33 protein-coding genes and 1 pseudogene are annotated in these 26370 nt (G+C 70.2%); 22 read left to right on the forward strand and 12 right to left on the reverse strand.

The annotated features are described in order from the left end of the window. Positions 1 to 376: 376 nt before the first annotated feature. Positions 377 to 1252: a recombinase family protein gene (locus QJS33_RS11745; protein WP_306367958.1), complete on the reverse strand. Its 876-nt coding sequence runs from the start codon at positions 1250 to 1252 to the stop codon at positions 377 to 379. Between the two features lie 243 nt (positions 1253 to 1495). On the opposite strand from QJS33_RS11745, the gene QJS33_RS11750 reads away from it, so the two are divergent. From QJS33_RS11750 to QJS33_RS11765, 4 genes are all read left to right on the forward strand, one after another. Continuing rightward, positions 1496 to 2695, forward strand: coding sequence for a DGQHR domain-containing protein (locus QJS33_RS11750; RefSeq protein WP_306367959.1), 1200 nt, complete (start codon positions 1496 to 1498; stop codon positions 2693 to 2695). Between the two features lie 401 nt (positions 2696 to 3096). Continuing rightward, the gene (locus tag QJS33_RS11755; RefSeq protein ID WP_306367960.1) at positions 3097 to 3708 is read left to right on the forward strand and encodes a DUF4158 domain-containing protein; all 612 of its coding nucleotides are present in this window, start codon (positions 3097 to 3099) and stop codon (positions 3706 to 3708) included. A gap of 13 nt (positions 3709 to 3721) precedes the next feature. Beyond that, the gene (locus QJS33_RS11760) at positions 3722 to 4207 is read left to right on the forward strand and encodes a hypothetical protein (RefSeq protein ID WP_306367961.1); all 486 of its coding nucleotides are present in this window, start codon (positions 3722 to 3724) and stop codon (positions 4205 to 4207) included. 62 nt (positions 4208 to 4269) lie between these two features. Continuing rightward, on the forward strand, positions 4270 to 5268 hold the full coding sequence (locus QJS33_RS11765; RefSeq protein ID WP_306367962.1) for a PQQ-binding-like beta-propeller repeat protein: 999 nt from the start codon (positions 4270 to 4272) through the stop codon (positions 5266 to 5268). 2 nt (positions 5269 to 5270) lie between these two features. On the opposite strand, the gene QJS33_RS11770 is transcribed toward QJS33_RS11765, so the two are convergent. After that, on the reverse strand, positions 5271 to 7370 hold the full coding sequence (locus QJS33_RS11770) for a hypothetical protein (RefSeq protein ID WP_306367963.1): 2100 nt from the start codon (positions 7368 to 7370) through the stop codon (positions 5271 to 5273). Between the two features lie 129 nt (positions 7371 to 7499). On the opposite strand from QJS33_RS11770, the gene QJS33_RS11775 reads away from it, so the two are divergent. Next, a complete protein-coding gene (locus QJS33_RS11775) occupies positions 7500 to 7844 on the forward strand; it encodes a hypothetical protein (RefSeq protein ID WP_306367964.1) in 345 nt (114 codons plus the stop codon). Positions 7845 to 7949: 105 nt separating this feature from the next. Here the strand turns inward: QJS33_RS11775 and QJS33_RS11780 are convergent, their stop codons facing one another. Next, complete coding sequence (locus QJS33_RS11780; protein WP_306367965.1) at positions 7950 to 8114, reverse strand: hypothetical protein; 165 nt, start codon at positions 8112 to 8114, stop codon at positions 7950 to 7952. Between the two features lie 235 nt (positions 8115 to 8349). Between QJS33_RS11780 and QJS33_RS11785 the strand changes: the two genes are divergently transcribed. Both QJS33_RS11785 and QJS33_RS11790 read left to right on the forward strand, forming a co-directional pair. Then, the gene (locus QJS33_RS11785; RefSeq protein WP_306367966.1) at positions 8350 to 8709 is read left to right on the forward strand and encodes a hypothetical protein; all 360 of its coding nucleotides are present in this window, start codon (positions 8350 to 8352) and stop codon (positions 8707 to 8709) included. A 243-nt stretch (positions 8710 to 8952) separates the two neighbouring features. Then, positions 8953 to 9126 (forward strand): hypothetical protein, encoded by a 174-nt coding sequence (locus QJS33_RS11790; RefSeq protein ID WP_306367967.1) that lies wholly within the window; start codon positions 8953 to 8955, stop codon positions 9124 to 9126. 119 nt (positions 9127 to 9245) lie between these two features. On the opposite strand, the gene QJS33_RS11795 is transcribed toward QJS33_RS11790, so the two are convergent. Beyond that, positions 9246 to 11174 (reverse strand): tripartite tricarboxylate transporter TctB family protein, encoded by a 1929-nt coding sequence (locus QJS33_RS11795; protein WP_306367968.1) that lies wholly within the window; start codon positions 11172 to 11174, stop codon positions 9246 to 9248. A 263-nt stretch (positions 11175 to 11437) separates the two neighbouring features. Here QJS33_RS11795 and QJS33_RS11800 point away from each other — a divergent pair, with 263 nt between their 5' ends. The 5 genes from QJS33_RS11800 to QJS33_RS11820 all read left to right on the forward strand — a co-directional run bounded on the left by QJS33_RS11800 (position 11438) and on the right by QJS33_RS11820 (position 14369). After that, entirely contained in the window at positions 11438 to 11827 is a 390-nt protein-coding gene (locus QJS33_RS11800) for a hypothetical protein (RefSeq protein ID WP_306367969.1), read from the forward strand. 41 nt (positions 11828 to 11868) lie between these two features. Beyond that, positions 11869 to 12018, forward strand: coding sequence for a hypothetical protein (locus tag QJS33_RS11805; protein ID WP_306367970.1), 150 nt, complete (start codon positions 11869 to 11871; stop codon positions 12016 to 12018). Positions 12019 to 12119: 101 nt separating this feature from the next. Beyond that, the gene (locus QJS33_RS11810) at positions 12120 to 12725 is read left to right on the forward strand and encodes a hypothetical protein (protein WP_306367971.1); all 606 of its coding nucleotides are present in this window, start codon (positions 12120 to 12122) and stop codon (positions 12723 to 12725) included. 97 nt (positions 12726 to 12822) lie between these two features. Then, positions 12823 to 13152, forward strand: coding sequence for a hypothetical protein (locus QJS33_RS11815; protein WP_306367972.1), 330 nt, complete (start codon positions 12823 to 12825; stop codon positions 13150 to 13152). 638 nt (positions 13153 to 13790) lie between these two features. Further along, a complete protein-coding gene (locus QJS33_RS11820) occupies positions 13791 to 14369 on the forward strand; it encodes a hypothetical protein (RefSeq protein ID WP_306367973.1) in 579 nt (192 codons plus the stop codon). 429 nt (positions 14370 to 14798) lie between these two features. Here QJS33_RS11820 and QJS33_RS11825 read toward each other — a convergent pair whose 3' ends face one another. From QJS33_RS11825 to QJS33_RS11835, 3 genes are all read right to left on the reverse strand, one after another. Continuing rightward, complete coding sequence (locus QJS33_RS11825) at positions 14799 to 15065, reverse strand: hypothetical protein (RefSeq protein WP_306367974.1); 267 nt, start codon at positions 15063 to 15065, stop codon at positions 14799 to 14801. A gap of 547 nt (positions 15066 to 15612) precedes the next feature. Then, positions 15613 to 15807 (reverse strand): hypothetical protein, encoded by a 195-nt coding sequence (locus tag QJS33_RS11830; RefSeq protein ID WP_306367975.1) that lies wholly within the window; start codon positions 15805 to 15807, stop codon positions 15613 to 15615. A 237-nt stretch (positions 15808 to 16044) separates the two neighbouring features. Next, positions 16045 to 16854: a hypothetical protein gene (locus QJS33_RS11835; protein ID WP_306367976.1), complete on the reverse strand. Its 810-nt coding sequence runs from the start codon at positions 16852 to 16854 to the stop codon at positions 16045 to 16047. Between the two features lie 450 nt (positions 16855 to 17304). On the opposite strand from QJS33_RS11835, the gene QJS33_RS11840 reads away from it, so the two are divergent. Further along, positions 17305 to 17541 (forward strand): PHP domain-containing protein, encoded by a 237-nt coding sequence (locus QJS33_RS11840; RefSeq protein ID WP_306367977.1) that lies wholly within the window; start codon positions 17305 to 17307, stop codon positions 17539 to 17541. Between the two features lie 97 nt (positions 17542 to 17638). Continuing rightward, a complete protein-coding gene (locus tag QJS33_RS11845) occupies positions 17639 to 18208 on the forward strand; it encodes a hypothetical protein (RefSeq protein ID WP_306367978.1) in 570 nt (189 codons plus the stop codon). A gap of 16 nt (positions 18209 to 18224) precedes the next feature. Here the strand turns inward: QJS33_RS11845 and QJS33_RS31400 are convergent, their stop codons facing one another. Further along, a complete protein-coding gene (locus QJS33_RS31400; RefSeq protein ID WP_372339644.1) occupies positions 18225 to 18314 on the reverse strand; it encodes a hypothetical protein in 90 nt (29 codons plus the stop codon). Further along, positions 18284 to 18730, reverse strand: a complete 447-nt coding sequence (locus QJS33_RS11850; protein ID WP_306367979.1) for a hypothetical protein — start codon at positions 18728 to 18730, stop codon at positions 18284 to 18286. The genes QJS33_RS31400 and QJS33_RS11850 overlap by 31 nt, the downstream gene beginning before the upstream one ends. 188 nt (positions 18731 to 18918) lie before the next feature. On the opposite strand from QJS33_RS11850, the gene QJS33_RS11855 reads away from it, so the two are divergent. The 5 genes and pseudogenes from QJS33_RS11855 to QJS33_RS11870 all read left to right on the forward strand — a co-directional run bounded on the left by QJS33_RS11855 (position 18919) and on the right by QJS33_RS11870 (position 22144). Continuing rightward, the gene (locus QJS33_RS11855; protein ID WP_306367980.1) at positions 18919 to 19101 is read left to right on the forward strand and encodes a hypothetical protein; all 183 of its coding nucleotides are present in this window, start codon (positions 18919 to 18921) and stop codon (positions 19099 to 19101) included. Positions 19102 to 19225: 124 nt separating this feature from the next. After that, positions 19226 to 20164, forward strand: a complete 939-nt coding sequence (locus QJS33_RS11860; RefSeq protein ID WP_306367981.1) for a hypothetical protein — start codon at positions 19226 to 19228, stop codon at positions 20162 to 20164. A gap of 14 nt (positions 20165 to 20178) precedes the next feature. Continuing rightward, positions 20179 to 20352: pseudogene (locus tag QJS33_RS31405) on the forward strand (LexA family protein); the annotation flags it as partial. Between the two features lie 16 nt (positions 20353 to 20368). Continuing rightward, a complete protein-coding gene (locus QJS33_RS11865; RefSeq protein ID WP_306367982.1) occupies positions 20369 to 20830 on the forward strand; it encodes a hypothetical protein in 462 nt (153 codons plus the stop codon). 90 nt (positions 20831 to 20920) lie between these two features. Further along, positions 20921 to 22144 (forward strand): hypothetical protein, encoded by a 1224-nt coding sequence (locus QJS33_RS11870; RefSeq protein WP_306367983.1) that lies wholly within the window; start codon positions 20921 to 20923, stop codon positions 22142 to 22144. Positions 22145 to 22316: 172 nt separating this feature from the next. Here QJS33_RS11870 and QJS33_RS11875 read toward each other — a convergent pair whose 3' ends face one another. From QJS33_RS11875 to QJS33_RS11885, 3 genes are all read right to left on the reverse strand, one after another. Then, positions 22317 to 23114, reverse strand: coding sequence for an Imm49 family immunity protein (locus QJS33_RS11875; protein WP_306367984.1), 798 nt, complete (start codon positions 23112 to 23114; stop codon positions 22317 to 22319). Between the two features lie 444 nt (positions 23115 to 23558). Next, the gene (locus QJS33_RS11880; protein WP_306367985.1) at positions 23559 to 23738 is read right to left on the reverse strand and encodes a hypothetical protein; all 180 of its coding nucleotides are present in this window, start codon (positions 23736 to 23738) and stop codon (positions 23559 to 23561) included. A gap of 66 nt (positions 23739 to 23804) precedes the next feature. Then, the gene (locus QJS33_RS11885; protein WP_306367986.1) at positions 23805 to 24971 is read right to left on the reverse strand and encodes an IS3 family transposase; all 1167 of its coding nucleotides are present in this window, start codon (positions 24969 to 24971) and stop codon (positions 23805 to 23807) included. 342 nt (positions 24972 to 25313) lie between these two features. Between QJS33_RS11885 and QJS33_RS11890 the strand changes: the two genes are divergently transcribed. From QJS33_RS11890 to QJS33_RS11900, 3 genes are read left to right on the forward strand one after another with little or no spacing between them, the layout of a single operon-like run. After that, positions 25314 to 25439 carry a hypothetical protein gene (locus QJS33_RS11890; RefSeq protein WP_306367987.1) on the forward strand — a complete coding sequence of 42 codons (126 nt, stop codon included), beginning with the start codon at positions 25314 to 25316 and terminating at the stop codon, positions 25437 to 25439. A gap of 57 nt (positions 25440 to 25496) precedes the next feature. After that, positions 25497 to 25664 (forward strand): hypothetical protein, encoded by a 168-nt coding sequence (locus QJS33_RS11895; protein ID WP_306367988.1) that lies wholly within the window; start codon positions 25497 to 25499, stop codon positions 25662 to 25664. Positions 25665 to 25715: 51 nt separating this feature from the next. Beyond that, entirely contained in the window at positions 25716 to 26360 is a 645-nt protein-coding gene (locus tag QJS33_RS11900; RefSeq protein ID WP_306367989.1) for a TetR/AcrR family transcriptional regulator, read from the forward strand. The last annotated feature ends 10 nt before the right edge of the window (positions 26361 to 26370 follow it).

Raw genomic sequence — 26370 nt, forward strand, 5'->3', positions numbered from 1 at the left:
AGACATCACGAGTTCAAGCTGAGTACTACAGGTCCCTCTTGTTCCGCTGAACTGGGCACAGGCACCCGGGAAGCTCCGGATGTCTCGTAGGCCCTATGGAAGAGAGACCTCGTATGCACTCCGTAAGCCGTTCCCTGATGCCATCCGGCGCTGTTACCGGTCTGACCGGGGTGGTTTCAGCCCTAGCCGGCGCACCTTGGTGGCTTACTGCAGCGGCTTTCGGCTGCTTCGCCCTCGTCCTCCTCATCGCCGCTGTTCAGTCGGTCTTTCCACAGGAGTCGGCCGATCGACTGGCGTGGTGGCGTGACCGTCGGCTTTACCGGCACCTGCGTCGTCACAGGAACCGTCAGGGTTGACGGCTTGTGAGGGACCGGACCTACTCGGTGGCCTCGGCCAAAGCACGGTAGACCGAGGCCACCGAGGGGTGCTTCCCGGCGTTCTTGCCGGTCTTGATGGTCAGCTTCTGCGCGATCTCAGGGACAGGGACACCCTTGTCCTTCAGGGCGCGGGCGAAGAGGAGCATGTCGTCGTCGAAGACCTTGGGGCGGCCTCCGTGGTTGCCCTTGGCCGCGGCGGTGGCCTGCCCCTCGAGGGTCTTCTCGCGGATGTAGTTGCGATCCAGTTGGGCGGCCACGGCCAGGACGGCGAAGAGCATCGAGCCCATGCCGTTGGGGTCGTAGACGCCGGTGAGCGGCCCGGTGAGGAGTTCGAGCTGGACACCGTCGGTCTGGAGTCGGGCGGAGAGCGCCATCAGCTCGGCGGCGTTGCGGGCCAAGCGCTTGAGCTCGTGGACGGTCAGGATCACCGGCTGGTCGGGGGCGGCCTGCTTAATGTCGCGCGCCAGGGCCAGGGCGGCCCCGAGTTCGGGGCGGACCTTGACGCGGGTGCTGATCTTCTCGGAGAAGATCAGCTTGCAGTGCGCCGCCTCCAGGGCCTCGAGCTGGCTGGCGAGTTCCTGCTGGGCGGTGGAGCAGCGGGCGTAGCCGATCCGGATCGGCGCCCCGGAAGCCTCGGCCACGGGCGCCTGCTCGAGCGTCGGCCCCGGCTTCCACGGCTTGCCGGGGCCCCGGTCCTCGGGAACGCCGACCTCGAGTTCCTCGCGCAGGCCGGGCACGAGGACGAAGCGGGCGGTGTGGTACCTGGTCGCGGTCTTGCCGCCGCGGGTACGGCACGCGCTCCCCGCCAGGGCCCCGCACTTGGGGCAGTCGTGGCGCTCGACCGCGCTCGCGGCCTGATCCGGTGTCGACTCCATGATCAAGAGTCTCGCAGAACCCCTTTGCAGAACACCGGAGTTCTGAGAGGAGTTCTGCGAACGATCACCTGGTCAAACCGGGCGCGCACCGGCCCCCTCACGGAGCTCTCACAACCGGTCGTTTGTGAGAGGCCTCGACGGCCCCAGCGAGCACATATCAGATCTGCTTGACAGATCTGAATAGAAGATCTAGCGTTTAGATCTGACGGTGACTACTCCTTCGGCGGAAAGGCTGGGAAGAGGATGGCGAAGCAAGACAAGGCGACGGTTCAGATCGCAGGGGCACTGTGTGTGCAGCGAGGCACGATCATGCTGCAGGCGTTCACCGACGCCATCACCGTGTCGAATCATCAGAAGATCGACATCTTCGATCCGGACACCAACACCGGATACCAGCGTGCGCCCGTGACGTCTCGTGTCCGCAAGGCCGCCACGTACTACGACGAGAAGAAGGGCCGGATGCCGAACCCGCTGCTCGTCAACGTCCGCAAGCAGGACATGAACGAGGATCGGGCCGTCGTGCTGGTGGACGAGGACCAGGCCGGATACGAAAACGCGGTCCTGGAGAACGGAAACTGGATCGGCACCGGGCGCATCGAGTTCACCGACGACTTGGAGCTGTGGATCTACGATGGCCAGCACCGGGTAGGTGGGCTGAACCAGCTTCTGGGGGATCGGGAGGGGTACGAGGACTTCCCGGTGCCCATCAGCCTTACGCTGGGGCTCGACCAGGGTCAGGAGATGCGCGAGTTCTACGAGGTCAACACGAACGCTGTCCCCGTCAAGACCGACCTCGCGTGGCAGTTGCTGACCAAGATGGCCGAGGACGACCCCGAGCTCAGGGAAATGCTCGCGGCGGAAGACAAGGACTGGGTCACTCGCGCCTACGCCGTCGTGGACGAACTGGAGAAGCTCGACGGCCCGTGGCGGGGCAGGTTCCAGGAAGCGAATCGGCGCAAGACCAAAGGTGATGGGGTGACCATCCCGAAGCCGCAGTTCGCACGGTCTCTCAAGCCGGTGCTTGACATGCCCTCGTTCAAGCGCGCAGACGCCGCAACGATCGCAGTCGTCATCAACGCCTACTGGATCGGCATCAAGCAGGTCATGCCCGAGCCCTTCGAAGAAGGTCAGGAGGACTACGTCCTGCAGAAGGGGAGCGGGGCCGTGGCGCTGCACCGCGTGCTGCCGCAGGTGGTCGAGGTCGTCAGGAGCAACGGCGGACGGCTGGGACAGCCGGAAGGCTACGCCGAGGTGATGAAGGAACTGCCCACCCTGGAAGGCGAGTCCGTTGACAATGACGGCCAGCTGACGACCCGCTCGGGCGCTGACTTCTGGCGGGTGGGCTCGGTCGCCTCGGGATTCAGCGGCGACGCTGGCAGGAGGCGGCTGAGCCTGCTGATCCAGAGCCGTCTGCCTTCCCCTGCGGAGACCATCCAGCTCTGATATGTGGCGGCGGCACTCATCGTGCCGCCGCCACATACGACGTCGTTGAGGAGCGACGAGCAACCTGGGAGGCGGGGCCCACGCCCTTCACGTCCGGTGAGCCCATGCTGTCAGCCGCCGCTCCTCGCTAACGGGAATTTCTTCGGCGATCCTCCTCGACCCCCGAATACTCGCCTACCGCTGCGGCCGTACCGGAACCCCCGTGGACCCTGCACACCTGGTCGGCGCCGCCTTCCTCGTCGGCCTGCCACTCCTGAAGCTACGGCGAGCCGCCAAGTAGCGACCGGGGACGGTCAGAGCGGCCGGGAGGTCACAGCTCGTGCGAACCAGCCAGTAACCCGGACGCTCCCCGGCAGTCTGTGCGATGCCAGCACAGAACCCGATAGCAGCGCGGAGCGGGCATGCGTACCCAGTGGACCGTCGAGGAACTCGAAGACCAGTGGAAGCTGGACGGTGAGGACCGCAAGCTCGTGGGCAACAAGACCGGCGCCACCCGGCTCTGGTTCGCGCTGCTGCTGAAGTTCTTCCAGATCGAGGGCCGCATCCCCACCTGCGCAGAGGAGATCCCGGCCCTGGCTGTCGACTACGTCGCCGACCAGGTCAACATCGATCCGGGCCTGTTCGCGAAGTACTCGTGGACGAACCGGACCATCGAGCACCACCGCAAGCAGATCCGCGACACCTACGGCTCCCGCCCGGCCTCGGAAGACGACGAGGAGCACCTGGCCGCCGCGCTGGTGAGGCGCTGCCGCACCCTGTCGATCGAGCCGACCCGGCCCGGCCAGATCGAGCGCGTCGTGGCCTCGGGGGTGCGCCGCTTCGAGGCGGCGTTCACCGCCCGCGTCCTCCAGCGGCTGGGCGCCGCGGTGTGCGATCGGTTGGAGCGCGAAGTCCTCCAGGCGCCGGGGGTGCTCGGCGCGCTCAAGGCCGCCCCCGGGGCCGCTGGGGCTGGAGACGCTGCTGGCCGAGGTCGGCAAGCTCACCACCGTCAAGGCGCTGGGGCTGCCGGATGAGCTGTTCGCTGACGTGTCGGACAAGACGGTGTCCGCCTGGCGGTCCCGTGCGGCGCGCATGTACGCCTCCGACCTGGCCGACTGCCCCGAGCCGGTGCGCTACACCCTGCTGGCCGCGCTGTGCTGGACCCGACAGGCCGAGCTGATCGACTCCCTGGTGGAGCTGCTCATCCGCCTCATCCACCAGATCAACGCCCGCGCGGAGAAGCGGGTGGAGAAGGAGCTGGTGGGGGTGATGACCGGGGTGCCGGGCAAGAAGGGGATCCTGCGGCGGATGGTGGACGTCTCCCTGGCCCGCCCGGAGGGGACGGTGGCCGAGGTGATCTTTCCCGCGCGGTGCCCGGCGGGGCCGGAACACTGCGCAAGCTGGCGCGGGAGCTTATGGCCACCGACAAGGCGGTGGCCGAGCGGGTGCGCTACCAGTTGCGCGACTCCTACTCCCACCACTACGGCCCTGACCTCGTATAGCTGCCGCCACCCGACACGTAGCTCTCTTTGACCACCGCGGCCCCGGGCGGCCGCCACCGCCGCGGGCGTGAGGGCTTCGCTAGATTGCGGTGCATGCCCACTCCCCTCCCCCGGATCGCGGCTGCGGCCGCAGCGGCCATCACCGTGCTGGCCGTGAGCGCCTGCACCCTCACCCCCGGCCCGGCCGAGCCCGCCACCGACCCCGCAGCCGACCGCCTACGCCAAGACGGGTACGCACCGTCCGTCTCCGCGATCAGCCCGGATGAGCACCTGCTGTGCGCTGCGGGCGAGGAGCGGGCGCCAGAGTGCGAGGACACCGGCCAGGTGCGCTGGTCCCTGCCGCTGGAGGGCGAGTACCGGCTCACCGGGGACCTGCTGATGTACCACGTCGACACCGGCGCGCAGCACTACGACAACTTGAGGACCTTCCAGGCGGTGGAAGCCGGCGAGGGCGGCGTGTTCTACGCCGAGAACGCGCTGGTGCGCATGATCGACGCCGACACCGGCCGGGTGCGGTGGACCACCGACCTGCGCGAGCACCCGGATGCGGACTTCCTGCACTCGGGGCTGTGGTCGCTGTACGCCGACACCGACCGCGTCGTGCTGCGCTACGGCGACGGGTTCGTACAGGTCGACGCCACCGACGGAGCCGTGTCCGGTATCGTGCCGCGGCCGCCGTGCACCGGCGACCTGGTGGCCATCGACGGCGACATCCTCGTCCTGGAGCACTGCCCCGACGTCGAGGGCACCTACCAGGCGTTGGAGCTGTCCACCGGCCAGGTGTTGTGGGACCACCGGCCCGGCACCCCCGAGGAGATGGCCGGTGACCTGCTGCGCAGGGACAGCTGGGTGTTCACCGATGCGGTGGACGGCGGGCCCGCCACCGCTGTGGAGGCGAGCAGCGGCCGGTTGGGGCCCGCCGGGCTGGGCACGATCGGCCTGACCCGTATCGGCGTCACCCCCGACCATCGGGGCGACATGGCGGTGGCGCTGGCGTGCGCCCCCGACGGGGTGGTCTCGCTGGAGGCCGAACCGCACGCGCCGGGGGTGCGCTGCACCCGGCCGCGCCTGTACGCGGTCAACCTCGGCTGACGTCAGGGGACGCAGTGCGCGGTGGCGCACCGCACCAGCTCAAAGGTGTGCTCCCCGCCGCCCCCGTCGTCGGCGAAGCGGTGCCACACCAGGTGCGGGCGGTCGGCGCCGTCCAACGCCAGGTCGACCCACCCCGGCGTGTGGTCGTAGACACCTACCGCGGTGCGGTCGTAGTCCCGGCAGCGCTCGTCCGCGCACGCCAGGTAGAGGACCTCCCGGGTGGCCGGGTCGAAGGTCGCGATCTGGGGCAGCCCGGCCGAGTCCAGGGCCAGCGCGGGCGCGGTGCGCTGCCACCCCGGGCCCACCACCTGGGAGGTGTCGTGCTCGGCGCACACCGCGTCGGCGCAGTCGATGAGCCGCACGGACCCGTCACCGGTGTCCAGGTGGACGATGACGGGGGTGCCGTCGGGGCGGATCCGCACCGTCGCACCGGTGTAGCGTTCGCGGTCCCACTCCATGATCCGCGGCACACCGGACGGCGGGATCAGCTCGGTGGCGGTGAAATCGGTGCACTCCACGTCGTGGCAGGCGTACAGGGTGAGCGCGCCGGTGTCGGGGTGGTGGACGCTCACTCTCGGTACGCCCTGGTCGGTGGCGGTGGCGCTGATCAGTGCCGGGGAGGTGCGTGCGGATCCGCCCGTGGAAGCGAAGGCGTTCCCGGGTTCGCGGACCAGCAGGGTGGAGTTCTGCGCGCGGCACCGGTCGGTGCTGCAACTGGACAGGGTCAGCAGGGTATCGTCGTAGCCGACGGACGGGGTGGCTGTCACCACCAGGTGGCGGCCACCGGCCGCCCCACCCCAGGCCGCCATGTACCGGGACGGGTGAACGGTCGTGGCCTGCTCTTCGGGGTCCGTCTCGGGTGCGTCCCACTGCCCGTCGGGGTCGGTCGGCGGCTCGATCGTCCACGTCCCCGATGCGCAGTCGGTGGCGTCCAGGCACTGGTCGTGCAGCACGATGGTGCCCCGAGGTCTCCACACCTCCGTCGAGGCGTGCACCGTGCGCACCGCGCCGCCCGCCATGCCGGTGACCGTCAACAGTGCGCCGACATCGTCGGGGGACATCTCCAGGTCCACGCACTGGGCCCCCTCTGCGCACAGCACCTCGCGGCTGCCCAGGATCACCGACGCGCCGTTCTCGGCCAGCAGGATCGGCTGCGGGGCGGTCTCGGCCCGGTCCCACGGTTGCACCGCGTCCACGTCATAGCGCAGGATCGGCCACGGGCCGTCGGTGACCAGGTGCTGGTATATGCGGGCCGGGGCGGCCAGCCCCACGACGACGACCATGGCCATGCCTGCGGCCAGATAGGGGCGGCGGGGCCGCTGGTCGGGGGCCGGCCCCTCACCGGTGGCGGCCAGGGTCAAGGCCAAAGCCGCGACGCAAAGCCCCACAAGTGCTGTGGTCAGAGTGGGGATCAGGGAGTTCTCCGTGGTGATCACCGACCCCAGGTAGGCGGTGACGGCCGCGCACCCCACCACCGCCGACACCGCCCCCCACCGGCCGGCGCCACCGGAACCGGTGAGCAGCCCCCGCCCGCGCAACCCGGCCAGGAACGCCAACGGTCGCTCCTGGGCGTGGACCCCCGCCAGGGGCAGCCACAGCGGGGTCAGGGACGCGAACAGGGCGGCGCCCACACCGAAGCGCACCGCCGGGTGGGCCTGGTCGTAGACCGCCACAAGGGCCGCATCCGCCGCGAACAGCACACCGGCGGTCGCCGCGGCGGCGGCCAGGGTCAGCGGGGACCGCGCCAGGGACCGGGCCAGGGCCCGGCGCAGGCGGACCGGGCGGCCTCCCAACGCCTCGGCGAGCAGGTGCACGGCGACCCCCCACGCCAGGGCGACCACGAAGACGCCCGCGATGCCCCCGGCCCACAGCCCCCAGGCGGGCAGCACCTCCGCCAGCGGTGCGTCCAGCCACACGGCGCCGTTGACGATGCGGCCGTGCCGGGACGCGAACCAGGGCACCAGCACCGCCGCGGCCACCGCCACCGGCACCACCGGCAGGAAGAACACCCCCGCGACCACGACGTACAGGCTCGGCTGGAGGCGTTCGTTGAACGGGGCGGGCGGCTGGTGTGCGGGCCTGGGCGGGGCCTCGGTCGCCATGAAGGGCCTTTCCGGTCACGACGGGGGGTATGTCCGCGATGACCCTACCGGGACCCCGTACCCCGACCATCGCAACCCCGGAGCCCACCGCTACCGTGGGCGATCGACCTGAACAGAGGGGGCGCTGTGATGCGCGGGTGGATGGTGGGCGGCGCCCTGGTGGGCAGCTGTGTGATGGCATTCCTGCTGCTGGCGCCCCCACCGGGCCAGGACCGCGACGGCGGCCGCATCGTGTGCGCCCCCCTGCTCGGCGCGGCCCCGTCGGCGCAGTTCACCAGCGAGGGCGATACCCAACCCGACGCATGGGTCAACGCCCACGGCCGCGCCGACCACGGCTACGACCGTTTCGAGCTGGTGGTCCTGTGCGAACAGCGCAGGTCGGCCCGCCTGGTGTGGACGGTCCTGGCCGCCGTCCCCACCACCGTGCTCTGGGCCCTGTGGGGCACCACGACGATCCGCGCCCGTACCGGCTGATCCGCCCCCGGCGGCGCGGGCGGCCCCTACCCTGGAAGGGGAGGACCCGCACCCGTTCTGGACGCACACGCGGGTCCTCCCCCGTGGGGTTCACCGGCCAGCCGATTACTGGCCGGTGGGCCCCTCCTCTCCCTGGCGCCACAGCCACAGGGCTGCCCGGACCAGCGCCAGCACCGCCCGGGCAGCATCAGCGGCCAAGTGCCACAGCCACCACCGCGGCCGCTGGCCACCCTCGCCGCCGGGGCGGTGGCCTCCACCGGGGATGCGCACGGTTCCTCCTCACCCGGCGGACAGGACCTTCCCGCCCGCCGACCCGGGGCGCACCGCACGGGTGAGCAGGACCGGCACACGGAACCTACCGCGCCGAACCCTGATAATGCACGTGCATCTGCACATGCATAATGACCAGATTCGGTCACCTGTCCAGGGCTTTCGTCCCTGGTCGGGCAAAACGCATCACCCGTTTTCCCCTGCGGGCCGGGCCACGACCCGCCAGGGTGGGACCATGACCCCGTACGGCACCGCGCCCGCTCCGGCGGGGCGCGGCCCCCTCGCGCGCGCCCTCAACGCCTTCGCGCTGACCCTGTTCACCGCCACCGGTATGAGCCTGTGCATCTGGATGCTGCACCCCGTGCTGGGGGCCACCCTGGCGGTCGGCTACCCGCTCCTAGTGGTCGGCCTGATCTGGTGGCGGTCCCGCCATACCACGACCCCGGGCCGGTGGCGGCTCACCGCCCTGATCGTCCTCATCCTCGCCGGGTTCGCATACGCGGCCTTCGGGGCGGCTGGCCTGCGCGAACTAGAGCCGGCGGGCCGGATCGGGTGGGCGGTCCTGGCCACGGTCTTTTACCGGTTCTGGCACTGATCTTGTGGACCGATCGCGAAGGGTTATGAGGCCTGTAGTCCTGGGACGCGCAGGAACTCCGTTCGCCCCTCGTCACACCCGGGCTCTCGAATCCCGGCCCGTGACGTGCTGTTACCACACCACAAGATCAGTGCCAGAACCCTTTTACCTGCCCGCGGTCATCACCGCTGCCGATTCCCCCGTCCGGCGCGGCCGTGAGCAGACGTCGCGCAGGCCACCGGCGCCCGCGAGAGGGGTCCGGCCGTGGACGATGATGGTGAGGTCTCCGACGAGCAGGCCGCCGACGACGAGGCCTGGCTCGCCTCGCTCCCACCCGGGCGGCGCGCCCTGATGGAGCTGCTCATCTGGCGGCTGTGCGAGGCCGAGAGGGACAGCACCCACCGCCCGCGCGGCGACCGGCCGGGGCGTGCGCCCTGAACCGGTCCCGCACGGCGGGCCCGGGGCCTGTAGGTTGGCGGGCGGGCCGGGGCGGCACCGAGGTCATGTGTCCATGACACCTACGTCCCGGCCCACCCCCCGGGGGATCACCGCGCGCCTCATCCCACCAGCCCGTACACAGTGGCCGGGTCGGTGTTGTGGACGTAGGCCACGACCGCCCCGGGAACCGGGACCGCCCGGTGTTCACCGGGACGGTCGCCGAATATGCCGTTCGGGTCGGTGGTGAACTCCGGCTCCTTGAACCGGAGGAAGCGCACTTCATCCGGCGCGGCGCCGGAGGGGACGACGACCATCGTGGGGATGGTCTGTTCCGTGCCCGTCTCCTCGTACTCCAGGTGCGGGACGACCACGACGTCGGCCAGGGCGACGGCCGAGGGCAGGTCGTCGAGGTAGACCGTCCCCCATGCCATCTGGGCCGTATCGGTGACCTCGCCCGATGCGGAGACACGCTGGAACAGGTAGGGCCCGTACCCCTCACCCTCCTCCCGAGGAGAGGTGTCGCTGGAGAGCAGGACCGTGCCCTGGGAGTCGGCTCGTACGAGGTGCTCGAAACCGCTGTTCATCTCGGTGGGCGATTCCATCGACTCCGGCGGTAGCTGCGCGGCGGCGGTGCCGTCGCGTGCATCCAGGACCCGGGGGGCGTCGGTGCGGCGGTGGCCCCGCACCACGACCACAGGGTGGGCGTCGGTGCCCGGGATCGGCGAGTGCACGGAGATGCCCAGGTCGGTGTACGTCTCCTCCCACTCCCGGACCCAGCGCTCTTGGCCCGTGCGCGCGTCGAACGCGGCGACGACCCTGGTGACCACCGCACCGCTGTTATAGGTCAGGAGCCACAGTGTGGTGTCCGGATCGAGCCGATCCTGGTCCGCGCAGACGTAGGTGATGAGGACCTGGTCCTCGTGCAGCACCAGGTTCTTGCCGTATGTCCAGCCGAAGTTCGAGCAAGCGCGGCCTTGCGGTTCGGGGACGGTGGGGGACCACAGCCGTTCGTTGGAGTCCGCCGCGCGCACCTCCACCCGGGGCCCGTTGTCGTCCTGGTCCTGGGAGACCAGGCGCACCTGCGAGGTGGCGTCCAGGACGGCGACGCGGGTGTCCTCGTCGTCGGCCGCCAGCGGCGGCACCGTGAACTCCCGCAGGATCCGCCCGGTGGCGGTGTCGATCTCGGTGACGTGGTGACCCCCCGACCGGTCGGCGGCGGGCTCCCGGGTGAGGACCGCCCGCGTTCCACCGTCGGAGACCACCGTCCGCACCTCGGCGTTGTAGGGGTGGCGGTAGCTCCACAACTCCGAACCGGAGGAGCCGTCCAGGGCGACGACCCCGTCCTGGAGCACCAGCAGCGGTCCGAACGGCCCGGGCTCCACCGCCTGGACGGACAGGCCCTGCGGCGCCGTCCACTGCCAACCGACGCGGGTGACATCACCCGGGACGGGGGCCGGTGCCTGCGGGAACGCGTCGGCGACCGTGTGCTCGGTCGGCTGGTGCACCGCCGCCGCGCCCAGCCCGAGCTCGAACACCACCACTAGGGCCAGGCCCGCGGCCAGGGGCGGCACACACCCGCGCCAGGGCCGCAGCTTTGGTCGGCGGGCCGCTGCCGCCATCAGCAGGGTGCCCAGGGCGATCGCCAGGGTCACCGCCCACAGGGACACTCCGGTCGGATCGGGGCGGTACTCCTGCGGGGCCGCCGTCCAGGAGAACACCTCGGTGGAGAACGCGGTGATGGCCGCGTACACCAGCAACGCCCCCGCCGCCAGCAGGAACACCGTGCGGGGCCAGCCCAGGCGCACGGCCGGACCGGGCCCGTCCTCCTCAGCACCGTGGCGCACCACCACGAGCACGATCACGCCCAGGACCACGGCCGCCGCCCACCACAGGCTGCCGTCGGGCGTCGTCAACTCCTCCCCCCGTGGGGGGAAGCGGACCGTGTTGATGGCCGCGAGCACCAGTGCGCCGCCGACCAGACCGGCACCGACCAGGCCCACCGCCTCCCGCACACCCCGGCCGGCGCTGCGCGACTCCTCGTTCTCCACCTGTGCCTCTCACTCCTCACCGCACCCGCGTCCCGACCCCGCGCCCGAAACAGGGGGAAAGGCCGGATGTGCGGTCGACAACCTACAGCGCTGTCGGTGAGCGGAACTCAACGGATGGTCGCTTCCGGCCTCAGGCCAGACCCGGTGTGATGTCCCCGCGGCGGCCGATCCGGATGGGGTGTCGGCGCACCGGGTGGTGGTGTTCACGGCGACGGCGCCCGCGTTCGCCTGCGGGGCCACGCTGTGAACGCCAGGATGGGGTCATGGCCCCTCCCGACACCGCCCCCGTACACCCCGAGCGCGGCCCCCTGGCCCGCACCGTCAACGCGGCGGCGCTGACCCTGTTCACCGCGACCGGAGCGGGCCTGTGTGGGTGGATGCTGCACCCCCTGCTGAGCGCCGGCCTGGCCGTGGGCTACCCGCTGATCCTGGTCTGCCTCATCTGGTGGCGGTCCCATGCCACCGCCCCGGGCCGGCGGCTCACCGCCCTGATCGTCCTCATCCTGGCGGGATTCACGTACGCGGCGTTCGAAGCGGCGGGCCTGCGCGGCCTGGACCTGCCGAGCCGGATCGGGTGGGCGGTGCTGGCCACGGTGTTCTACCTGCCCGCCCTCATCACCGCGACCGATGGCCCTCACCTGGTGCGGTCCTGACCGGCCGCACACCGCACCGACACCATCGGGAGGAGCACGCCGTGGACGACGACTTCGAGGTCTCCGACGAGCAGGCCGCCGACGATGAACGCTGGCTCGCATCGCTGCCCGCGGGCCAGCGCGCGCTGGTGGAGCTGCCCATCTGGCGGCTGTGCGAGGCCGAAAGGGACAGCACCCACCGCCCCTGCTGAACCAGGACCCCAACCGGCCTCGCGCCTACCTGAACCGTTCGGGTCCTGCACGGTGAGGGCTCGGGGTAGATTGCCCCCGTTGCCGTGTGCTGGAGTCCCCTGTGCTGATCTCCTTCGCGTCCGTACTCGATTTGTCCGGGCGCACGTCCCCCTACGTGCCGCCGCCGCGCCGCACCCCGCGACCCCAGGACCCCGACCTGGAATGGAACGCCCTGCCCGAGCATGTACGCGCAGCGGTCATCGCCGAGCGTCGCGCCTGGCTGCGCCAGGAGGGCATGGGGGACCTTCCCGGCGCAGCCCGAGAGTCGACTGTGCCGACCACGGAGGAGCAACACGCAAGATCGGGTATCGGCGCCGCTCTCCTTCGGCGCATTCCCAGATCGACCGGGGTCCTCCTGGGGTCGGCCGTTGTCTTCGTGAGCGCCACCTTCGCCGTAGCGATCGGATACCTATCCCCGCGAGCGGGCGACACCACAACCGTGCTGATGTGGTTGGGTCTGGCGTCCTTCCTGGTGTCCGCCCTGTTCTTTCTGGCCATATCCCTTGAGGCGCGCAGACAGGACAAGCAGATCGAAGAGAACAAGGATCTGGTCCTAGCGCTCCTGCGGACCCAGCGGAACCACAGGTTCGAGGAGCAGGACCGGGTGCGCAGCTACGAACAGGCCGCCCGAGGGAGCAGGGAGCGGGACGGGGCACGCCATGACTGATCTGGACTCCGCATCCAACAACCCCGGCTCTGAGGCGCCCCCGAGCGGCCCCGAGCCGAACACAGCCGTATCTCCCCTGGACGGGGCGCCCTTTGCCATGCGAGCCGAGCTGCGCCGTTTGGAGTACGACCACGTCCTGGACATGGAGGACCGGCGCCTGGCGGAGAAGTCCATGGAGCTGGAGGACCGGCGGGCCACCCGCGGGCAGTGGATGGCGTTCATCCTCGCCCTGGTGTTCCTGGGGGTGCTGGGCGCCGCGGTGCTGACCGACGCACACCTGTTGGCCGCCGGCCTGATGGGCAGCGGTATCGCCGTGGGTGTCGGCTCGTTCATCTACAGCCACCGCCAACAGCAGCCCACGGCGCCACCGGGACATCGCAGAGGAGTGCCAGCTGCCCCGGCCGATCCCGCCCCCGAAACCACCTGACGCTCCGGCGCCTACCGCGTACCGCAGGTCGGGGAGGTAGGTCGGCGACCGGGCCGGGGTGCTGTTGAGGTCATGGCCATGACGCACGCGCCCCGGCCTCCTCGGCGTCCGCGGCGGTGCCGGTCAGTACGACGTGCCGCCCGCGATGAGCGGCTTCCACCACCCGTTGGACAGATCGAAATCGTCGGGGTTGAAGTCGTAGTAATCGGCGAAGGCCAGGTCGTTGGCCTCCTCCACGACCCAGTCGCCGCCCCGCAGACGCGGATCCCATGGGGTCGGCGCCGTCGCTGCCCGCGCTGCCGCCGCTACCGGAGTCGGCGGGTTTGTCCTGGTCTCCGTGCCGTCCCATGCCGGGCCTCCTGCACTCGGGGGTGGGGTTCCATCCCCGGCACGGTAACCCGACGGGGACAACCTGTCAGAGGATTGGCCCGAAGAGGCCACCACGCGGCGAGCAGGTATGGCGATGGCGCGGGAGCGCGTCCTCCCCGGCCTCCGGAATGCGGAGTTCCGTGGTTCGGTCTCAAAGAGCCCTCCACCAGGGGACGTGCAACCACACCGCCCGGGCTCACCGGGCAATCGCTACCGTGCTGAGGTCCTCTCGTGCCGCACCGGAATGCCTGCGTGGCACACTGACATCCATGATCACCACTCGCCCCCGTGCCCTCGCCGAGGAATTGGCCCGGTTGCATGTGCGGTGGACGGCTGAGATTCCGACCGCTGCCGACCCGGCGCCGATCCTGCGCACCCGGTGGGGTGGTGCGTGGACGCCCCCACCGCAGGTATGGCCGCAGGCGAGCTACCGCGCCCACCTCATCGCCGCCCGCCACCTGGTTGACGCCGACCAGGCTGACGAGAACGACCGGATCCGGATCCTGGTGCCTCTGCTGGTCGCTGCCGTGGACGCCGCCAGGGAGACCGACCCCGCTCTGGCCCGGGTGTGGGCGTCCGCATCGCCCCCGGCCCGCACCGGGGCCCTGCTGGCCCTCGCGTGGGGGCACACCGGGCCGCGCGAGGCCAACGCCGCCGGGCTCCGGGGGTGGCGGTGCGAGGCGGCCGTCCGTCACCGCCTGGACGCCGGGGTCAACCATGGTGAGCTGGTCAGGGTGGTGGCCTCAGGTGTCCCTGAGGCCTCGCTCGCGGAGGCGCTGCTGATGACTCGCAGGTTCCTCGGCGCTGGCACGGCCTACCATCTACGCCAGCAGGTCGCCGGCCGGTGAGCACCGGGACTCCGCGTACGCGGCGGCCCTGACCGACATCGCTGTACTTCTACAGGGGCGGTAAAACGAGGCGCCTGGGACCGCAGATCCGCGCGGCGTCCCGTTTCATTGCGTTGACAACAGCCTAGCCACTTATTCAGGGCTTCAAGGCCCAGCCAGGAGAATGGTCGGATACCATCGCACCCGGCTGTCTTGGGTGAATAGCACTTATCGCCGTGTCCCCCCAGTGCCTGGTCGGCTATGAGCTTGCGCAGAGCCCTATCGGGGCGGCGGCCTCCTCCCGCGCCGGTCGAGCGCAAACTGATCACGACCCCGCCGGGTGGTCGAAAGGCCTTCCAACCTCGGTCTAAACCCGGCGGGATCTTTGTGAACAGGCGCCGTCCCCGGTCGTCTCGGGCGAGATTGCACGCAGAACTTCTGGATTGACGCTTAGCAGTGCCCCACCGTGGTCTGGTTCTCCACGAGCGAGGAGTGCGTCCAGCCGATCCCCCAGGCCGTGTCCAGGCGGAACCAGCGAGCCGAGGCGTAGTCGGAGTCCGGAGGACTCACGTACTGTGCGTCCATCCAGCACTGCATCGTGACGGGAGTGTTGTTGGGCATGTAGGCGTTCGAGGCGCAGGTGAACCAGGGGCACCCTCTTAGGTTGGCACCCCCGCTGTTGGAGCCGATGTAGCTGGGACCGTAGGAGGAGGTCAAGGCGGCATTGGCGGGTGCGCCAAGGGCCGGCACCATCAGTAGAGCGGCAACGATAGCCGCCGTGAAACGTTTCTTCACGAGTGTTCATCTCCCGAAAGTCGTAGTGAGGTGGAGGCGCCCCCTAGGAATAGAATCACTCATCCCTTAAGTAATCAACAGATCTGTTTCTGGTGTTGGGGAAGTTTTCAATGGGATTTATGTTTTGATTTTCGGGGTTTGTAAACGAGTCGCGATGAGGGTTGTTCGGGGGGTCTGATGTTGGCCCTGAAAGCGCTAGAAAGGAGGATGTCTGGTTGGCCTCTTCGATTGTCGCCTCATTTTTTGCACATCCGGGGGTCAGAATTTGGTATCGGGTTTTCATCGGGGGCATGAGGGTAAACCCCTTGAACACACGAAAGGCGCTCCTGGCCTGGGGTCATAAGAACTGTTGAGATCCATGTCCCCAGCAGAGCAGAAGCACCTTCTGAGTGAAGCCCACCCTCCCCTCCCCTACCTTCAGCCGCTCCCGGCCCGGTCGCCCCGTGCCCCTGTGGCACACCCGATGACCTCAGCCCATCAGCCCGTACACGGTGGTCGTATCGGTGTTGTGGACGTAGGCCACGACCGCACCGGGAACCGGGACCACCCGGTGCTCACCGGGACGATCGCCGAACATCCCGACGGGGTCGGTGGTGAACTCCGGCTCGTCGAACCGGAGGATGCGCAGATCGCCCGGCGCCGCACCAGAGGGAATGACGACCACGGCGGGAGCGGAGACCCCAGGCGGGCCGGGGCGCCGCGATGTCCTGCTGCACACCCACACCCTGACCCGCGCTGCCCACGACGGACAGCAGCAGGCGCGCCGCGCCCAGGAGGCACTGGAGGCGGCCCGCGCCAAGGAGCGACGCGCCCGGGCGCGTGCGATCGCTACCAGGCACAGGTCCAGGCCGTGCGGGCCCTGCACACCCCGGCCCACCCGCGTGCGCCAGCGGCCTCTGGGTCAGTACGACGTTCCGCCTGCGATGATCGGCGTCCACAAGCCGTTGGACAGCTCGTAGTCCTCGGGACGGAAGTCGTAGTAGTCCTCGAAGATCGGGTCGGTGACCAGGTCCACGACCCAGTCACCGCCGCGCAGGTCCGGATCCCACCGCATCTGCCGCCCGTGGATGTAGGTGCGGGTGAAGGCCAGTCCCAGCCCATCGCCGATCTCGTCCTCGGAGAGCACCGCTACCGCCACGGTGCCGTCTTCGAGTTCCTCCCACCCCACTCCGACCGGTTCGACCCGGTAGAAGGCCCCGGAGGCGGGAAACCAGTTCGGGTTGAAGGCTCCCCCTGAGGGCATCGTCATCGCGATCTCCCGAGCCCGCTGCGGGAGGAACTCCTCCTGGAGCTGCTGTTCGGTGACGTCCAGCCCGTAGTACACACCGCTCGCCACCACGAGATCCGCGGGGTCGAGGGTGGCCATCGCCCGAATCTCGTGGACGGCCGCCGACACGGCGCCTTCGGGGCTGTTGGGGAATCCGGCCGGGTAGCGGCCGGCGACCTGGTGGCGTCCCTCATGCACGATGAACCCCCCATTTACCTCTCCGAAAAGCTGCTCCTGCGGGGACTCCGCTGCCGCTGTGGGAGAGGCCTGCGCTTCCCGGTCGGTCGGCGCTGCGGGGGCGGCGACGTCGCGGCCCAGGGCCCAGCCGATCATGACGGCCAGCGCCAGTGCGGCGGCCCCGCCGCTGACCAGCAGGGCGCGCCCTGCCCGGGAGCGGCGGGAAGCCGGGGCAGGGACGGGTGCGGGGGGTGGGGGTGGTGTCACGGTGGTCCTTGCTAGCGTCACGGGTTGCCCGGCCGCCCGCAGGGCGCAGCGGCAGGGCAACAGTGGTCAAAAAGCGCCCTGAAGGCTATGGCAGCCCGCGTGGCGGCGTCGAGCGGCCCTGGTGAGGGCTCTGCGCCCTGTGCGCGCCGGGGGTGGGGCCGCTTGTCCGACAGCTGAGCCCCGGGCTGCTGGGGGCGGGCGCGTGCAGGAGCAGGAGGGCGGACACAATCCTGGCGAACGCACTGTAGAGGCCGCCACCGACAAAACACATGCGTGTTCCAGACGTCATGGTGGGATCGAAAACCCCTGCCGTGTCGGGGATCCGCACCCCGGTGGGGGTTCCGGTCCAGGTCAGCGCGGTTTCCCCCGAGTTTGAACAGCGCTACAGTCTCCGAACACAGGTTCGATTTTCGCGGCGTACTTCCCCGGAGCCGCAGCACCGGAGGGAGGGTGGCGGCGTTGGGTCTGCGGGTCGCCTCGCATTACTCGCTCAGGTACGGCACCGCCGCGCCCGTGCGGCTGGTCGAGGCGGCCGCACGGCTCGGCCAGCCGTTCGCGTCCCTGACCGACCGTGACACCCTCATCGGCGCCACCGAGCACATCACCGCGTGTAGGGAGGCCGGGCTCGGCCCGGTGCTGGGCGCCGACCTCGCGCTGGCGGTCCCCGGCGGGGGGCGGATGCAATAGCGGCCGCTCACCAAGTAAGCCTGAAAGGGGCAATGGAGCCTGAGCGTTCGGTCTGTTCCCCCAGTGCGCCTGTCCGACCAGTGGCAGCATGGAAGTCGTGAGCACCGACCCCGCACCGCTGCCTGACGAGACTCAACTGCGCACCGCGCTGGAGACGCTCGGCGTGCAGGTACCCCAGCAACTGGCCGCCGCCGACGACCCCGACCCGAAGATGCTCACTGTGGCTCTGGCCGCGCTCGCCCACCGCCACCTGCATCAGTGGTTGCACGCCCTGATCCGCGGGAACCAGGACGACGAGGCGCCCGGAGCGTTCATCGACCGCCTCGCGGCGGTGCGCCCACAGGGGTGGCCACTGCCCGAGGACCACACGGCTCGGGCCCTGGACGAGTTGTCCTGGACCATCGACCGCCTGTCCGTCCTGCTGCTCGACGAGGGCGGGGGCGCCGCGCCCTACACCGCCAGCGATGAGAGCCCGCCCGTGGAAGCGCACGCCTCGGCCGCCCTGGCCGCCGCCGAGATCGCCCAGGAGCTGATCCGTCTGCGGGCCCAACCCACCTTCTACGGCGCCCCCGACCAGGGGCTGAGTTTGGTCTCGGCCCGGTGCGTAGAACTCAACGTGGCCATGGACGCGGTCGCCGAACACCACCGGGTCCGGCCCGCCACCTGAGACAGGGGCCGTTCCCTCACTCCGGATCGAGGTCGTTCTCGGCGGCCTTGACCTCGCCGTGCACGACGGCCAGGCTCACCCCGACCCTGCGGGCGATCGTGCGCAGGGACTGGCCTTCGGCGCGGCGGGCCAGGATCGCGCGGCGTTCTCCAGGGCTCTTCGGGAGCGCTCACGGTCGGCTGCCTCTTGGCCGACCCGTACCCGCTCACCGTGCTCGGTCTCCCAGGAGGCGCGCCAGCGGTCGGGGTCCAACAACGCGCCGACCGTTTCCCCGGCGCCGACTTCAGCTGGGGTGTCGAGCAGGTTCCGGTGGGTTGCCTCGGCACGGACCAGGGTCAGCATCTCCAGCAGCAGACCCAGCTCTCGGGGCAGGGCCCTGCCCCGGAGCCACTCCCCGATCGTGGTCGGCGAGGTGCCCACCGTACTGGCCAAAGATCGGTTGGAGGGCTGGCCCCTCAGCAGGCCCTTCTTGAGCACCCCGACCCGGGCCAGGTCATGGTGGATGTCCGGTGTCGTGTCCACCGCCGCCCCGCTCCGCCGTCCGGTGTCCGGAACGGCACTTCCGGACACCGTCAGCGTAGAGCCGCCACCAGCAGCCCACCACCGGGTTGTCCGGATTGATCGGTGACCGATGACGGACACCCCACCGGACAGGGAGCGTTCCAGGTGATCGGCCCGCACGAGCGGCCCACACCCTCCGGGAGGAACCCATGTCCGTCGTCCAGGTGCTCGCCCTGCTGCTGGCGGTGTCAGTGGCCGTGCACATCGGCACCGTCGGCTCCCTCATTGCCCGCCGCGCCGGCCACTCCCCTGCGGGTGCGCTCCTGGTCGGCGCGAGCGCCGCTGGGACGGCGTGCGTTCTGTACCTGACCGCCGTCGGCGTCTACCACTGACCTACCGGCTGCAACACACCCCGGGCGCCCCCGCACCCCCAGACCGCCAACCCCGAGGCGCCTCGACCCCTGTGGGCGGCACTACCGCAATGTCGTGATGATCTGCAAAAATACCGATCCCTCTTTGTGGAACGGAGTTCCTGATGCATGCATCGACCCCCGCCCCCGGTCTCCCCGACGGGCGCTTCCTCCTCGCCTACCGCTCCTGGGAGCACGCCCGCGTGAGCGCGGGGATATCCCCCTCATCGCTCCGCCCGCACAGACCCTGGCCCTGCTCACGCACCTGGTCACCTGGACCATCGAGCTGGACCAGGCATGGGAGCACCTTGAGGGCGCGGCCTACGCACAGGTCAGGGACGCCCACCCCGCACGCGGCCCACTGGCGGCGCTGCGGGTCGTGCGCGAGAGCGCCGGTGTGACCCGGGCGGTGCAGTTCACTGGGCAGGGCCCCCACTGGTGCAGCGCCGATCTGCTGGGGCTCGGCCCGATCGACCGCGGCCTCTACGCCGAGCACCTCGCCGGTCGGCCGACCCTGGAGATGGAGACCCCGCTGCTGGACCTATGGGTCACCGGAGACGCCCTCGCCAACGGGCGCGGCCGCACGGTGCTGGCCACGGTAGAACCGCCCCGGTGGCAGGCCGGGGACGAAGCCCCCCATGACCAGGCCGAGCTCCCACAGCAGGTCCGCGACGCCATCAAAGCGGCCGTCGAGATCGACAACGGGGACCCCGCACAGGTCCAGGCGGAGCAGGCCGCTCTGGGCAACCACTTCCTGACGCTGCTGGTCAACGGCCCCAGCCCGGACGGACCCCTCGCACCGGAGGACCCCTTGAACGCCTGGTACGCGCTCATGCGCCTCCTCGCCCGAGACGCCTCCCGTCCGGCCTTGTCCATCGGCGGGAACGATCCCGTCTACCTGTTCAAAGGGCCCACCTCCCGGAAGAACGTCCGCGACCTGGCCACGGTCGCCCGCGCCCTGTCCGCGGGACGGTGGGAGGTCATCGAGGGATACCGCACACCGCTCGACGCTCAGGAGCCCGACGAACCCACCCGCGCACGGTAGAGAAAGTCGTCCCGATGCCCCGTACCCTCACCGCCACCCAGGGCTCCATCCTGCACGCCATCGAAGCCCTGACCCAGGAGAAGGGCCACGCCCCGAGCCAACGCGAGATCGGCGACCGGGTCGGCGTCTCCAGCCCCTCCACCGTCGCCCACCACCTGCGCCAGCTCGCCTCCTACGGGCTGATCAGCCACCGGCCCGGGGTGGGTGGCGCGCAGCATCCGCCTCACCGAGCAGGCGGCCGACGCCGACCCCGAGGTGCTGCCGGATCTGGCCGCGCTGACCCGCGCTGCCCACGACGGACAACAGCAGGCGCGCCGCGCCCAGGAGGCACTGGAGGCGGCCCGCGCCAAGGAACGACGCGCCCGGGTGCGCGCCGACCGCTACCAGGCGCAGGTCCAGGCCGTGCGGGCCCTGCACACCCCGGTCCGCGAGCACCCTCGCGCCCTGCTGGACCCCCACGCGCCCGACACCGCCTTTATCGAATGCGGCCGCGACGTGTTCTTGGACCAGCGCCGCCACGTTTTCGATGCGACCACCGAGTCGTGGCGGTGCACCGCCCGGGCCTCCCGCTCCCCCAAGGTGTGCCCGACCTGCCGGGACGAGCACGGCCGCCGCGTGTTGGCGCCGTGCCCCACCGCCCAGGCGATGCACGACGGCGCCCCCTGACCACCCCCGGCCCGCCGCGGCCCGAGGGGCGGTCGGTCACCACCCCTCACTAGCGTGAGTACCCCGTGCCCTCCCCCCAATGAGGACCCCATGACGCCGACCACCGCACCCACCCTTCAAGCCCGCGCGTGGGCGACCCGCATCGCCGCAGACCACCGGTTCCCCGACACGGCCCCGGACATCCTCGCGCGGCTGTACGTGCCCGGTCTGCCCGACGTCGTCGCCGACCTGCACACCGAGATCAGTGCGAACGCCGAGAAGGCCTACCGCGGTCCGCGGCTGTCCTCGCTCCTGCTCGAAGGCCGCGGCCCCCGCACCGTCACCGACCCGTTGGACGCCGACCTGCGCTGGCGCGCGCTCATCTGGAGCCTGCTCATCACCGGACAACGATCGGCTTACCACGCCAACGACGACCGGCTGCTCAAGTCCGACCACCTGTACGCCGCGGTGGCCGACCACCTCATTACCACTGGGGAGCCGTGGGACCGCACCCAGGTGGAGCTGCTGCTGGACGCCACCCTGCTCGGTCTCATCCCCCTGTATGACTGCCTTCAAATCTGCGAGGGCGCGGCCGATACGGCCCTGGAGCCCCACCGTGAGCGGATCCGTGCGCTGCGCACCCTGATCTACAACAGGTTCGCCCGCCCGGTGTACCGGGCGAACCCGGTGATCGGCGCACTCCAAATCCGCGCCCTGCACCTCCTGCTGCGCCTAGGCGACCCCCGACCCATGGACGAACTGTTCGTCCCCGGTGACGTCTTCGGCGACGTGCTCAGAGAACACCACCCCGCCCTGCACGCAACCCCGGGCCTGGCCGACCTGTTCGTGCACTTGCTGACACCGACCGGAACCCGTCCCACCAAGGCGTGGCGGCGCCGGACCACCCTTTTCCTCAACGCCCTGGACGATCCCGCCTCGACCGTGCGGGCGGTGCTCGCCCTGGTCCCGGCCCTGCCCGCCGCACCGGCCGAGAAAGGCGAGACCCACTCCCCTTACCTGCGGCCCCACGTCCACGACATCCTCACCGGCATGGTGTGGTGCGCCGACCTGTTGCCCCGGGAGCAGACGCCGTGGGTGGTGCAGGTCCTGGAGCCGCTGGCCGTGTTCGCCGGTACCGGCCTGGGGGGATCCAAACAGCTGCGCGCGGAGCGGATGGCCACCGCCGCCGTGCGGATCCTCGGCGGGCGCGGTACCGCACAGGACCGGGACGCCCTCGTGCGGATCCGCGCCGAGGTCACGAAGAAGACCCTGCTGAAGACGATCGACAGCGCGCTCGCCACCAGTCCCGCCACGACGCGGGGCGGGCGACGGTGAGATCCGGCCCTGGCGGGGCGGTGGCCCCTACCCGCGCCCCTAGGGTGGGGCATCTCCGACCCATCTGCAGCAGCGCACCACCGGACGGATCCATCGCGGCCACCGGTGGCAGCCCCGGAGCCCTCACCACCGTTACGGCCCCCGTCCCAGGTGGCCGCACCGGCGGTCAGGTTCACACGGGCGGCGCCCCGGCCGGAGCTTGCACCCACACCTGGGGCACATACTCCGAGCCCGGGTCCACCCGCCACCCGTGCACCTGGACGGCCAACGCGACCACCGCGATCACGCCCACTGGCAGCAGGGTGCGCGGCGCCGGGTCCGGGGCGGTGCCCATCTCCTGCCGGTACCGGTCCAGGTGATCGGCCAACGCGTCCTCGAACCGGCTCTGGTTGTCGTTGAGCAGGACGCGCAGCAGCGTCTGCTCCCTGGACAGCTTCCCTGCGGAGTCCATAGCCCGCACCGCCGCCTCCAGCTCAGAGCCAGTGGGCCTGCGCAGCGCCACCTCGGGGCGGGGCTCGCGATGACCTATCGGTGTCAGGTACAGGCTCAGCGCGTCCACCTGTGCCAGGTCGGCTACTGGGTAGGGCTTCGTCCGAGCGATCTCGTGGAGCACGGCGACGAAGTCCTGCCGGTACAGCGGACCGATCACCAGGTCCCGCTCCCACACCCGGCCGCTGACCACCGCCAGCTCGAAGGCCTCCACCCACACCTTCGGGGTGAGGTCCATATCGACCGTAGGCCGGAATCGGGGGTTGAGGTCGTCGTGGACATCCTCCATGTTGCTCAGCACGTCGCCCATGATGGTGATCGGGATCCGTAGATCCCCCTCAGGGGCCATGAGGCACTCCAGTACACCGCCGGCGGCCTCCGCGGCGGTCCACAGCACCCGGTCCAGGTGCCTGCGGTCCTGAGACAGGCCGGGGTCGGTGACCGACCAGGCCCCCAGGTGGTCCAACAAAAGGCGGCTCATGTCCCGGAGGGTGCTCACCTGGGACCTGATGTGTTGCAGATCGTGGAAGTGCTGCCAGGTACCGGATCTCCTTGGGGTCCGCGATGCGCTTGCGGAAGTCGTCGTCGACACGGTGTCGCGTGGCCTGCATGGGGCCTGACGCTACCAGCGGCCGCCGATACCCCTGGTGGTCGCCCTGCGGAGGAGTCCACTACCGCGGGCGCCGGGCAGGACCATGCCGGCGTCCCCGCAGGCGGGCCGCCGGAGCGTTCACCCACCAGGGTGCGTACCGCCGGGGCCGTGCCCACGCCGCACCGGTCGCGAGCCGCTTCTCACCCCGCACGGTGCACACCCGAGCCTCGCCCCCCAGAACCGAGCGCTGGAGCCCTGCGGCGCTCTGCCGCCGGGGGCAGGCCGACCGGGCTTGTGCCCTGGGTGATGGCACCACCGTGGTCCTGGGCCGTGTCAGGCCAGCACCGCGTCGACTCCGCAGACCCGCACCAACGGCCGAACGCCGTCTCCGGTCACGGTTTCGGTGACGTCCTGCAGGTCGCGCGGCCACAAACCGGCGACCGACTGCGATTGGGCGACGAAACGCAGGAACGCGACCGGGTACGGCATCTTGTCGAGGCCGGGCACGAGCACGGTCCCGTCCTCCCGAACGGTGATTGAGGGGCCACGAATTTTCCGGACAGCGTCTTTGCGATGGCATTAGGCGGCGAGTCGATAAATCAGATACCCGTCTTCGACATCTTGCGGGGTCCTGTAGCCCAGGCCGGAGTGGAGCCGAAGACGATTATGGAACCCTTCGATGTATTTGACAACCTCGCGCCTGGCCTTGGCCCTACTGGTGAACTCGAAGCGGTTCAGCCACTCGTTCTTCAAGGCTCCGAAGAACGACTCGGCCATCGCGTTGTCCCAGCAGACCCCGGTCCGCCCAACCGATTGTCGCATCCCCATCGATTCAAGTTTTGCCGCGAAGTCCAGCGAGGTGTAGTTCGACCCACGGTCGGAGTGGAACACCTCCCCCATCTCGATTTCGGTGTTCGTCGCAGTCATTTCGAGCGCCGCTTTCACGAGCGGCGTTTTATAGTTTTCACCCATCGACCAGCCGACGACTTTCTTGGTGTGGCAGTCGATCACGGTAGCCAGGTAGAGAAATCCCTCCCAGGTGGGGATGTAGGTGACGTCTCCCACGAATTTCGCGCCCGGCCGCTCGGCGGTGAAGTCGCGATCGATCAGGTCGGGGATGCGGTGGTGGCGGTCGGCGTCGGTGGTCGCCGGTCTCCAGGGGCGCGGCTGGCAGGCATGGAGCCCCAGGTCGCGCATGAAGCGGCGGACCAGCTCCGGACCGGCCCGCTCGCCGGAACGCCGCAGCACGGCGTGGACGCGCCGGTAGCCGTAGGTCTCGTGGTTGGCGTCGAAAACTGCGGTGATGACCGATCTCAGCCGGTCCCGCCTCTTTTCCGAAGCTGGTTCGGGTCGGTTCCTCCAGTCGTAGTAACCGGATTGTGAGACGTCCAGCCAGGCACACATATCCGTGATCGCGTAGGTGTCCTTCTCCGCGTCGATGAGCTCGTATCGAGCGGTCATCGATTCTCGGCCGCGAAGAAGGCCGCTGCTTTTTTTTAGGAAGGCGTTCTGCTCACGGAGCTTTCGGTTCTCTCGTTTGAGCTCAAGTTCACGAGCGGAGTTTCCGGGGTCCTGCTCGGAGGGGAGTTGGCCGTGCTCGCGTTTGTAAGCGGCGACCCAGTTTCCGAGGGTGGTGTCGTGGATTCCGAGTTCTTTGGCGACGTGGATGATCGGGCGCGGGCCGTCGAGCACCATGCGCACCGCTTCGTCTTTGAACTCCTGGGAGTACGGTTTTCTGCGAGCCAACTATCTTTTCCTTCCGAGCATCCCCAATTGTAGTTGGGGAGACTGTCCGGAAGATCCGAGGCACCTCACCCGCCCGGGCCCATGTTCCACGACCAGGCCAACGCCCGGTTCTGGAAATGCCTCCCGGACGCCTTCTGCGACTTTTAACTGGTCCTGCTCGAAGGTGAGGAGGTGATGGCACGCGGCCACGCTGCCCCGCTGGCCTGGCACGGAACCCCCGACGAGCTGCCCCACGGCGGATACGACCGGGCTCTGGAGAAGTCCTTCGCCAGCCGCTAGGCCGGCCGCGCCCCCACCATCGCCGTCCCCGACACCCACCAGGGGCGCGGCCTGAGCGCGACCATGGCCCGCCACCTGTGCGAGGCGGCCACACCCCTGTGCCCCACCTTCAAGGACCGCTACCCCCTCGTCTCCATGGCCGAGTACACCACCTGGATCCGCCCCGACGGCACGGTCTTCGACTCGTGACTGCGCACCCACGAGCGGCTCGGCGCCCGCCTGCTGCACCCCTGCGAGGAATCAATGGTGGTGGAGGGGACCGTGCAGGAGCGGCGGCGCCGGTCCGGACCTGCCCGGCAGCGGCCGCCAGATCGTCCCGGGCGCCCTGGCCCCGTCGACGTCGACCTGGACGCCGACCACGGCCGCTACGTGGAACCCGACCTGTGGGCCTGGCACCCGCTCCCCCGGCCCTGACCCCGGCCGCCGCGGCCGGCCCCCCGCACCGCCGACCGCTACCGTGAGGCCATGACACGACCCCGGGTGGAACTGATGCGCCCCTGGCGGGGGATGACCCCCGACGAGCGCCAGCGGGTCCGGCGCCGCCGCCTGCTGGACGCCGCCCTGGAGGAGTTCGGCACGGTGGGGTTCCGGGCCGCCACGGTCGGCGGGATCTGCGCCCGCGCCGAACTCACCAACCGCTACTTCTACGAACACTTCGCCGACCGCGAGGCCGCCCTGCGCGCCGTGTACGACGAGCTCCTGGACCTGGCCCTGGACGTGATGACCACGGCCCTGGACACCCGGGAGAACTTCGAGGACCAGGTCATGGCGGCCCTGAACGCCTACCTGGGCTTCGTCATGGCCGACCCCCGCCGCCCCCGGGTCATCTCGCTGGAGAGCGTGGGGGTCAGCCCCGCCATGGAGGAGCGCCGCCGCCGCGCCCGCCACACCATCGCCGACCTCATCGACACCGCCTACGCCCGCGGCGCGGCCCGCGGACACCTGGTGGACCGGCCCTTCCGCAAACAGGCGCTGGCGCTGGTGGGGGCGGCCAACGAACTGGTCGTCGACTGGGTGCTGGGGGACCGCTCGCAGGACGCCGACCGGGTGGGCGCCGACATCGCCGAGGTGTACCTGCCGCTGCTGCGCTCACGCCGCACCGCCCCCTGACCGCCCCGCG

This window comes from Nocardiopsis sp. CC223A (assembly GCF_030766825.1).
GTDB lineage: Bacteria > Actinomycetota > Actinomycetes > Streptosporangiales > Streptosporangiaceae > Nocardiopsis.

Excerpts from the sequence above, each read along its gene's own strand:
- QJS33_RS11745 (WP_306367958.1), bottom strand. The coding sequence starts at position 1,252 with ATGGAGTCGACACCGGATCAGGCCGCGAGCGCGGTCGAGCGCCACGAC.
- QJS33_RS11750 (WP_306367959.1), top strand. The coding sequence starts at position 1,496 with ATGGCGAAGCAAGACAAGGCGACGGTTCAGATCGCAGGGGCACTGTGT.
- QJS33_RS11755 (WP_306367960.1), top strand. The coding sequence starts at position 3,097 with ATGCGTACCCAGTGGACCGTCGAGGAACTCGAAGACCAGTGGAAGCTG.
- QJS33_RS11765 (WP_306367962.1), top strand. The coding sequence starts at position 4,270 with ATGCCCACTCCCCTCCCCCGGATCGCGGCTGCGGCCGCAGCGGCCATC.
- QJS33_RS11770 (WP_306367963.1), bottom strand. The coding sequence starts at position 7,370 with ATGGCGACCGAGGCCCCGCCCAGGCCCGCACACCAGCCGCCCGCCCCG.
- QJS33_RS11775 (WP_306367964.1), top strand. The coding sequence starts at position 7,500 with ATGCGCGGGTGGATGGTGGGCGGCGCCCTGGTGGGCAGCTGTGTGATG.
- QJS33_RS11785 (WP_306367966.1), top strand. The coding sequence starts at position 8,350 with ATGACCCCGTACGGCACCGCGCCCGCTCCGGCGGGGCGCGGCCCCCTC.
- QJS33_RS11800 (WP_306367969.1), top strand. The coding sequence starts at position 11,438 with ATGGCCCCTCCCGACACCGCCCCCGTACACCCCGAGCGCGGCCCCCTG.
- QJS33_RS11815 (WP_306367972.1), top strand. The coding sequence starts at position 12,823 with ATGCGAGCCGAGCTGCGCCGTTTGGAGTACGACCACGTCCTGGACATG.
- QJS33_RS11820 (WP_306367973.1), top strand. The coding sequence starts at position 13,791 with ATGATCACCACTCGCCCCCGTGCCCTCGCCGAGGAATTGGCCCGGTTG.
- QJS33_RS11855 (WP_306367980.1), top strand. The coding sequence starts at position 18,919 with ATGTCCGTCGTCCAGGTGCTCGCCCTGCTGCTGGCGGTGTCAGTGGCC.
- QJS33_RS11870 (WP_306367983.1), top strand. The coding sequence starts at position 20,921 with ATGACGCCGACCACCGCACCCACCCTTCAAGCCCGCGCGTGGGCGACC.
- QJS33_RS11875 (WP_306367984.1), bottom strand. The coding sequence starts at position 23,114 with ATGAGCCGCCTTTTGTTGGACCACCTGGGGGCCTGGTCGGTCACCGAC.
- QJS33_RS11890 (WP_306367987.1), top strand. The coding sequence starts at position 25,314 with ATGGCCCGCCACCTGTGCGAGGCGGCCACACCCCTGTGCCCCACCTTC.
- QJS33_RS11900 (WP_306367989.1), top strand. The coding sequence starts at position 25,716 with ATGACACGACCCCGGGTGGAACTGATGCGCCCCTGGCGGGGGATGACC.